This window comes from Mycobacterium sp. (assembly GCF_049683935.1).
In the GTDB taxonomy this organism is placed as follows: domain Bacteria; phylum Actinomycetota; class Actinomycetes; order Mycobacteriales; family Mycobacteriaceae; genus Mycobacterium.
On the sequence record NZ_JBAUJR010000143.1, the window covers coordinates 1 to 7,855 of the forward strand.

Genomic DNA, 7,855 nt, shown 5'->3' on the forward strand with positions numbered 1-7,855 from the left:
GCCGCCGATCGTCCCGCCGACTACGAGCAGCAGTGGCGCCGGGCACCGCGGCGCTACCGGTTCCTGACCGCGGCGACGCTCCATGCGAGCACGTCGCCGCTGCGGTCACTGATCGTGCCCGCCGCCGACCGCCTCCCGCGGCTGTTCACCGGGGTGGTGAACCTGCTCGCCGACTAGCGCACCATCCCGGCAGGCCACCGAAATCCGGTTCCGCCCTTCGGCTTTCGCCGTGTAGAGAGCCTGGTCAGCGCAATCGAGCAATTCGGTCACCGCGGCATCGAGATCCACACCGCGGTATCTGAGCTCGCGCGGATCGACCGTGCACACGCCGATGCTGATCGTGACGACGCCGGACTCCGAGTCCGGATGCGGGATCGCCAGGGCTCGGATCGCGGAGGACAGGCCCGTCGCGAATGTGCCCGGGTCGTCACACCCTGCCAGCAGGATCGCGAACTCCTCGCCGCCGTAACGCGCTGCCACGCAGCCGTCCGGATCGGCGAGATGCAACAGGACATCGGCGACATCACACAGACAGCGGTCACCGGCTTGATGCCCGTAGTGGTCGTTGAACGCCTTGAAGTGGTCCACGTCGACGAACAACGCCGTCAACGGCTCCTCGAGTTGGACCGCGCGCAACCAGATCTCGCGTCCACGCTGCGCCAGCCCGCGACGATTCGCCAGCCCGGTCAGCGCGTCGGAGTTCGCCATGTCGGTCAGCGATTCCTGCACGGCGCGCTCGAGGGTGACGTCGCGCAGGATCGCCGCCGAGAGCCCCTTGGCGGCGTGCCGGCTGTGCACGACGTACCACAGCCAGGAGCCGTCTTTGGCGCGCACCCGGAACGGCAGCGAGGCCTCGGACCGGCCGGTGGTCCACCGGTTCATCACCAGGTGCAGGTCGTCGGGGTGCACATGGCTCTGCCACTCGGCCTGCGAGATCCGACCGCTGGGCAGGTCCAGGTTCATCCGTCCGGCGAACGCGTGGTGCAGCACGTCGCCGCGGGAGTCGACGACGATGACCAGGTCCCCCGTCAGCTCCGCCACGAGGTCGTAGACCTCATGGCTGGCGTTGTCCATCGCGGTCAGCCGGTTCCTCTCGTCCAGCGCCGCCGCCACGAGCACCACCATTGCGTACCCGGCGAGCAGGAACACCTGGGCGTACATCATCGCCTTCGTGGGGTCGTCGGTGCCGACGGTGAACGGGCCGTAGCCGGCGAAGGTGGAGCCCAGGATGATCACCGCGCCGATCGCCATCTGCCCGAACGCCGCCGCGATGCCCGCATCGATGAGGACCAGCAGGGTGGGCACCCCGGCCAGGAACAGCAGCGCGAAGTTCGACTCGGCGGCCGCCACCAGACACAGCGCGACCATCAGCAGGGAAAAGCCCACCGACGTCGCCACATGACGCCACGATTGCCGCCGCCACAGGTGTCGCCAGCGCAGCAGCACCGGCGCCAGGAACGCGATGGCGAGCGCTTCGGCGAGGTACCAGATCGCCGCGACGGTGGCCAGCGATCGCAGATCACCGGGACCCTGCTCGTGCACGACGACACTGAGCGCCCCGATGACCCCGGCGAACACCGGCGCAATCGCCACCCCGTAGATGACGAACCGGCGCCAGCTGTGCAGCGAGTCGCTGCGGCCCGACACCCAGTCCTGGTCGGGCTGCAGCATCCACGCCGCGAACACCACCGCGGTGACCGTGGACAGTGCGGCCAGCTCCGGCCGCTGCCCCAGCACCAGCCACGCCGGCGCGTACTGGAACACCGCGAAGGACACCAGCAGCGCGGGCCAGTGCCGCCGTCGCGAGGTCAACAGCGCCACCAGCTGCGGTGCCGCCGCCAGCCAGACGACGGTGAAGGTGCGGCCGTCGACCGAAGCCAGGTAGCGCACCAGATAGGACGCGGCGGCCACCGCAAGCGTCCACCCGACGAGCTGCCACACCGGGGGCAGCAGATCGGCGGCGGCGATCCGGGCGCGCAGCCGACCCCAGTGACCGGTGGCCCCGGTCAGCTCGGGTCGTTCGCCCCTCGACATCTAGCTAGTCAACCGTGTCAATATTCATCTCGGCAACGCTTTCGCCAGCTAGGTCGGGTTTAGTGGCTAGCGGAGTTCACACTCCGGACGCTTTCAAGAAACACGTGAACGACAGAATGACCCGGCCGCGCAACTACGGCCCGACCGCAGGAGACTCAGTGACCGATGTCGTGAAGCCCGATTCCTCAGAATCCACGGAGGTCAACGGCGCGCACCTGGTGCCGACGGGACAGACTCGCACCGGCATGAGCGCCGACGCGCTGCGGCATGCGGTATCCGATCACCTGGTGTACTCGATCGCACGCCCGCCGGCGGTGCTGACACCGGAGCACTACTACCGAGCGTTGTCGCTGGCGGTCCGCGACCGCATGCAGAAACGCTGGATGGCCACCACCCAGGACTGGCTCGACCTGTCGGCCAAGGTGACGTGTTACCTGTCGGCGGAGTTCCTGATGGGTCCGCAGCTGGGCAACAACCTGCTCAACCTCGGCATCGAGGCCGCCGCCCGCCAGGCGATGGCCGACCTCGGACAGGACCTCGACGTGATCCTGGACTGTGAGGGGGAACCCGGTCTCGGCAACGGCGGGCTCGGCCGGCTGGCCGCGTGTTATCTCGATTCGCTGGCCACCCTCGAGCGGCCGTCCATCGGCTACGGCATCCGTTACGAGTTCGGCATCTTCCGGCAGGAGATCGCCGACGGCTGGCAGATCGAGAAGACCGACAACTGGCTGGTCCGTGGCAATCCGTGGGAGATCGACAAGCCGGACGCGAGCTACCTGGTGAACTGGGGTGGTCGCACCGAGGAGTACGAGGACGTGACCGGCAAGTTCCGGGTGCGGTGGGTGCCGCAGCGGGTGCTGCAGGGCGTCTCCTACGACACCCCGGTGCAGGGGTACGGCGTCAACACGTGCAACACCCTGACGTTGTGGAGCGCGCGGGCGTTGGAGTCCTTCGCGCTGGACGCCTTCAACACCGGCGACTTCTACAAGGCCGTCGACGAGGAGGTCGCCGCCGAGACCGTCACCAAGGTGCTCTATCCCAACGACGAACCCGAGGCCGGCAAGCGACTGCGACTGCTGCAGCAGTACTTCTTCGTGACCTGCTCGCTGCAGGACATCCTCAACATCCACCTCGAGCGGGCGCACCTACCGCTCTCGGCGCTGCCGGACAAGTGGGCGATCCAGCTCAACGACACCCACCCGTCGATCGCGGTGGCCGAGTTGATGCGGCTGCTGATCGACGAGTACCAGCTGACCTGGGATCACGCCTGGAATCTGACGGTCCGCACGTTCGGGTACACCAACCACACGCTGCTGCCGGAAGCCCTGGAGACCTGGCCGCTGGCGATGTTCGGTGAGGCCCTGCCCCGCCACCTGGAGCTGATCTACGAGATCAACGAGCGCTTCCTCGAGGAGGTGCGGGCCCGGTTCCCCGGCGACGAGGAGCGGGTGGGCCGCATGTCGCTGATCGGTGAGGACGGCGGCAAATGCGTGCGGATGGCGCACCTGGCCACCGTCGGCAGCCATGCCGTCAACGGTGTCGCGGCGCTGCACTCGGAACTGCTGAAGTCCAGCGTCATGAAGGACTTCTACGAGATGTGGCCGCAGAAGTTCGGCAACGTCACCAACGGGGTCACACCGCGGCGGTTCCTGGCGCTGTCGAACCCGGGCCTGCGCGATCTGCTCGACGAGACGATCGGCCCCGGCTGGTTGACGAACCTGGGGCGCCTGAAGGGGCTGGAGTCCTTCGTCGATGACGCCGCGTTCCGGCAGCGCTGGCGAGAGGTGAAGCGCGCCAACAAGTCCCGGCTCGCCGAGTACGTCCATTCGACGACGGGCATCGAGCTGGACCCGATGTGGATGTTCGACGTCCAGGTCAAGCGCATCCACGAGTACAAGCGCCAGCACCTGATGGTGCTGCACATCATCACGCTGTATCACCGCCTCAAGCAGAACCCGGGGCTGTCGATCCCGCCGCGCGCCTTCATCTTCGGCGGCAAAGCCGCGCCGGGTTACTTCATGGCCAAGCGGATCATCAAGATGATCACCGCCGTCGGCGCTACGGTCAACAACGATCCGGACGTCAACCGCTACCTCAAAGTGGTGTTCCTGCCGAACTTCAACGTCAAGAACGCCCACCTGGTCTATCCGGCCGCGAACCTCAGCGAGCAGATCTCCACTGCAGGCAAGGAGGCGTCGGGCACCGGGAACATGAAGTTCATGATCAACGGAGCGCTGACCATCGGGACCCTCGACGGCGCCAACGTCGAGATCCGCCAGGAAGCGGGCGCGGAGAATTTCTTCCTGTTCGGGCTCACGGAGTCGCAGGTGGAGGCGGTCAAGGCCGACGGATACCGGCCGCTCAGCTTCGTCGAGAACGATCCCGAGCTGGCGTCGGTGCTGGAGCTACTCGTGCGCGGTGTGTTCACCCACGGTGACACCGAGGTGCTGCGGCCGATCGTCGACAACTTCCTGCACCACGATTCGTTCCTCGCCCTGGCCGACTACCGGTCCTACGTCAACTGCCAGGACGACGTCTCCCGCGCCTGGCTCGACGGGGACACCTGGTCGCGGATGTCGATCCGCAACACCGCGCGCAGCGGCATGTTCTCCAGCGACCGCGCGATCAAGGAGTACTGCGACGAGATCTGGGGCGTCGGCCCGATGTCGGTCGACCTGTAGTCCCCATCTGGTCGGGTTCCGGCTCCGAATACAGAGCAGTTGCACCCCGACCAGGAGACCACTTGCGCACATCGAGCCGTCCGACGCCCACGACGAATTCACCGTCGGTGCGGCCGTGGCGGTGGATCATGGCGGTCCTGGCGCTGACGCAGTTGGTGGCACCGCTGGTCGTGAACGCGGTGGCGGGCAACTTCTTGCGCACGGGTGCGACCAACCAGGCGTTGATCACCCCGGCCGGCTATGCGTTCAGCGTGTGGGGCGTCATCACCCTGCTCAGCGCGGTGACGTCGGTCGCGGTGCTGCGGTTCGGGCTGGGTTCGTCGTGGGAGACCAGCCTGCTGATCGATGCGAGCGTCGTGTTCGTCGGCTACAGCGTGTGGCTTGCCGTCGCGGCGCAGGACTGGCTGTGGGCCAGCGTGGTGGTGGCGGCGGTGATGGTGGGCGCGTTGATCCACATCCTGCTTCTGCTGGTCGGCCGGCGCGGTGACCTGACCTGCCCGTCCTGGCTGGCCACCCTGGCGACCGCAACCTTCGGCCTCTACCTCGGATGGCTGGGTGCGGCGGTGTTCGCCAACGTCGCCGCCGCACTGATCGGCTCCGGGGTGTCGGCTGCCGGGGTGTGGTGGCAGTTGGTGATCCTGGTCGCGGCCGCGGTGTTCGCGGTGCTGCTGACGACGGTCCTGCGCGGGACCTGGGGCTATGTCGCGGGCGCGGTGTGGGCGTTGGTGGCGATCACGATCGGGGCCGCCCAGCGCGACAGCGTGGCCGTCTCGGTCACAGCGGGCACGGCCGCGTTGGTCGTGCTCGCCGCGACCCTGCGGGTTCGGCGCGCGCAACGACCGTGACGGTCGGTCAGCGCGCCCGATTCGCGACTTGAGCCGTCAGCCGGCACAGCACGCCGAAATGGTCCGACGGGAAGATCCTCGGCAGCGACGGCGAGATCGGTTCGCGTCCGAGTAGCACGATGTCGTCGGCCTTCCACGCCGGGCCTTTGACCAGCACCCGGTCGAACCTGACATGGCGGTGCTTGTTCTTCATGTCGTAGCGCATCTGATTGATCGAGGTGTCCTCGGTGAATCCCGGTTCGTCGGGCCGCAGGCTCGGCCACACGTCCTGATACTGCGGATCGAGCACGTGATTCTCGTCGTCTCGCAGGTTGAAGTCACCGAGCAGCACGACGTTGCGGTCGCCGCGGAACGCGCGGAACAGGCGGGACAGCTGGCGGGCCCGCAACTGCCGGGCCTTCTTTCCGCTTTCCAGATGGACGGACACGATCTTCTGGTCGACGCCGTTGACGCTGAGTTCGGCTGTCAGGTAACCGCGGGACAGCTGCGTGGGCAGCCGGGTGTAGGTGCTTCGGCGGATCGGGAGCCGGGACAACATCAGCATGCCGTAGGAGCCGTCGCCGGCAACCGCGGCGCGGCAGTAGTGCTCGCGTATCCAGGGCTGCGCGAGGAACACCTCGAGCGCGGTGCCGGTCACTTCCTGAAAGACCATGATGTCCGGGAGTTCCCGCGACAGCAGCGACGCGATGGCGCGGTAGCGCTGCTCTCGGTGAAGCTCGTTGAACCAGATGTTGAATGTCGCCACCGTCAGCTGGTCGCGTCGCGCGGATCCGCCGTCAGCGACGTCACGCCACCGATCGGTGTCGACGTCGTAGCGGCCGACCGGAACGGCGATCCGTCGACGGCGGAACAGGTTCATCATTCGGTCGCGCCGAGTCCGCGTTCGACAGCCTGCAGCAGCGCCAGCGCCGACGCGACGTCGTGCTTGTCCCCTGACGAATCGATCGCGTCGCCCAGCAGCCGCGCCCAGATCGCCCGCAGCCGCGAGAGGTTCTCCGCAGCCAACTCGGTCGAGCGCAGTACCGCGCCCCGGCTGTCGGTGGGATCGGCTGATCGCCGCACCAGCCCTTTGGTCTCGAGGTCGCGCAGCGCCCGGCTCAGATTGCTCCGCTGCAGCCCGGTCGCGGCGGCGACGACACTCGGCCCGACATCGGGATGGTGATCGAGGTACCGCAGCACGGTGATCTCGGTGGCGGAGAGCTCCACGACAGCAGGTTCCGCGGAGGCCTGGGCCCTGACCGCACGCGCCACCGCCATGACGACGTCGGCGAGGTCCGCGAGTTGCTCAGCGCGGGGTTGTCGGGTTTGCACTGCACCACCCTACCTGATAGTTATATAGTGATAACTATCGATTGATAACTACCTTGGAGAAGCCCATGACCGCCGCCGTGGACACCACCACGCGACGCGACGCCGCGCCCACGATCACCGTCGGCCTGCTCGTCACCCTCGCCCTGCTCTCGGCGGTGGCGCCGTTCGCCACCGATCTGTACCTGCCGGCGTTCCCGGCAATGGTCGACGACCTGCACACCTCACCGACGAACATCCAGCTGACGCTGACTGCGTTCCTGCTCGGCCTGGCCGCCGGGCAGTTGATCTTCGGTCCGCTGTCGGATCGCTACGGCCGGGTCAAACCACTGGTCGTCGGCGCCGTGATCTGCGTGATCGCCAGCCTGGCCGCCGTGCTCGCCCCCACCGTCGAGGTTCTCATCACCGCCCGTCTGGCACAGGGCCTCACCGGAGCCGCCGGCATGGTGATCGGCCGCGCGATCATCTCCGACCTCGCGACCGGACGCGACGCCGCCCGCGCCTTCAGCCTGATGATGATCGTCGGCGGCGTCGCCCCGATCGCAGCACCGCTGGCCGGCGGTTTCCTCGTCGAGCCGCTGGGCTGGCGCGGTGCGCTCGCGGTGATCCTGGTACTGGTCATCGCGATGCTCGCCGCCGCGCTGGCCGTGATCCGCGAAACCCACACCGAAGAACGCCGCGCCACACTGCGTGCCCAAAAGGCCACCACCGGTTCACCTTTGAAGGACCTGACACAGCGCGCCTACCTCGGCAACCTCATCGCCTTCGGTTTCGCGTTCGCGGTGATGATGGCCTACATCTCGGCTTCACCGTTCATCTACCAGACGATGATGGGGCTGTCCTCCGCCGAGTACGGAGCCATGTTCGGGGTCAACGCTTTTGGGCTGCTCTCGATGAGTGCGCTCAGCGCCCGGCTCACCGCGCGCTGCGAGCCGCGCACCGTGGCCGGTGTCGGGCTGGCGGTGATCGTGACCGCCGGCGTCGCGG

6 protein-coding genes are annotated in these 7,855 nt (G+C 67.5%); 3 read left to right on the plus strand and 3 right to left on the minus strand.

Annotated elements, in window-relative coordinates:
• Window positions 1–105: 105 nt before the first annotated feature.
• A complete protein-coding gene (locus WA965_RS08215) occupies window positions 106–2,034 on the minus strand; it encodes a sensor domain-containing diguanylate cyclase (RefSeq protein WP_526302660.1) in 1,929 nt (642 codons plus the stop codon).
• A gap of 158 nt (window positions 2,035–2,192) precedes the next feature.
• Between WA965_RS08215 and WA965_RS08220 the strand changes: the two genes are divergently transcribed.
• Both WA965_RS08220 and WA965_RS08225 read left to right on the plus strand, forming a co-directional pair.
• Complete coding sequence (locus WA965_RS08220; RefSeq protein WP_526302658.1) at window positions 2,193–4,715, plus strand: glycogen/starch/alpha-glucan phosphorylase; 2,523 nt, start codon at window positions 2,193–2,195, stop codon at window positions 4,713–4,715.
• Window positions 4,716–4,777: 62 nt separating this feature from the next.
• Entirely contained in the window at window positions 4,778–5,560 is a 783-nt protein-coding gene (locus tag WA965_RS08225; protein ID WP_526302656.1) for a TspO-related membrane protein, read from the plus strand.
• Between the two features lie 7 nt (window positions 5,561–5,567).
• On the opposite strand, the gene WA965_RS08230 is transcribed toward WA965_RS08225, so the two are convergent.
• Together WA965_RS08230 and WA965_RS08235 are read right to left on the minus strand one after the other, a co-directional pair.
• A complete protein-coding gene (locus WA965_RS08230; RefSeq protein WP_526302654.1) occupies window positions 5,568–6,422 on the minus strand; it encodes an endonuclease/exonuclease/phosphatase family protein in 855 nt (284 codons plus the stop codon).
• On the minus strand, window positions 6,419–6,871 hold the full coding sequence (locus tag WA965_RS08235; protein ID WP_526302652.1) for a MarR family winged helix-turn-helix transcriptional regulator: 453 nt from the start codon (window positions 6,869–6,871) through the stop codon (window positions 6,419–6,421). The genes WA965_RS08230 and WA965_RS08235 overlap by 4 nt, the downstream gene beginning before the upstream one ends.
• Before the next feature lie 65 nt (window positions 6,872–6,936).
• Here WA965_RS08235 and WA965_RS08240 point away from each other — a divergent pair.
• Window positions 6,937–7,855, plus strand: a 919-nt coding sequence (locus WA965_RS08240; RefSeq protein WP_526447346.1) for a multidrug effflux MFS transporter, incomplete at its 3' end; no start/stop codon positions are given.

Coding starts and splice junctions, on each gene's coding strand:
- WA965_RS08215 (WP_526302660.1), bottom strand. CDS start 2,034: ATGTCGAGGGGCGAACGACCCGAGCTGACCGGGGCCACCGGTCACTGG.
- WA965_RS08230 (WP_526302654.1), bottom strand. CDS start 6,422: ATGATGAACCTGTTCCGCCGTCGACGGATCGCCGTTCCGGTCGGCCGC.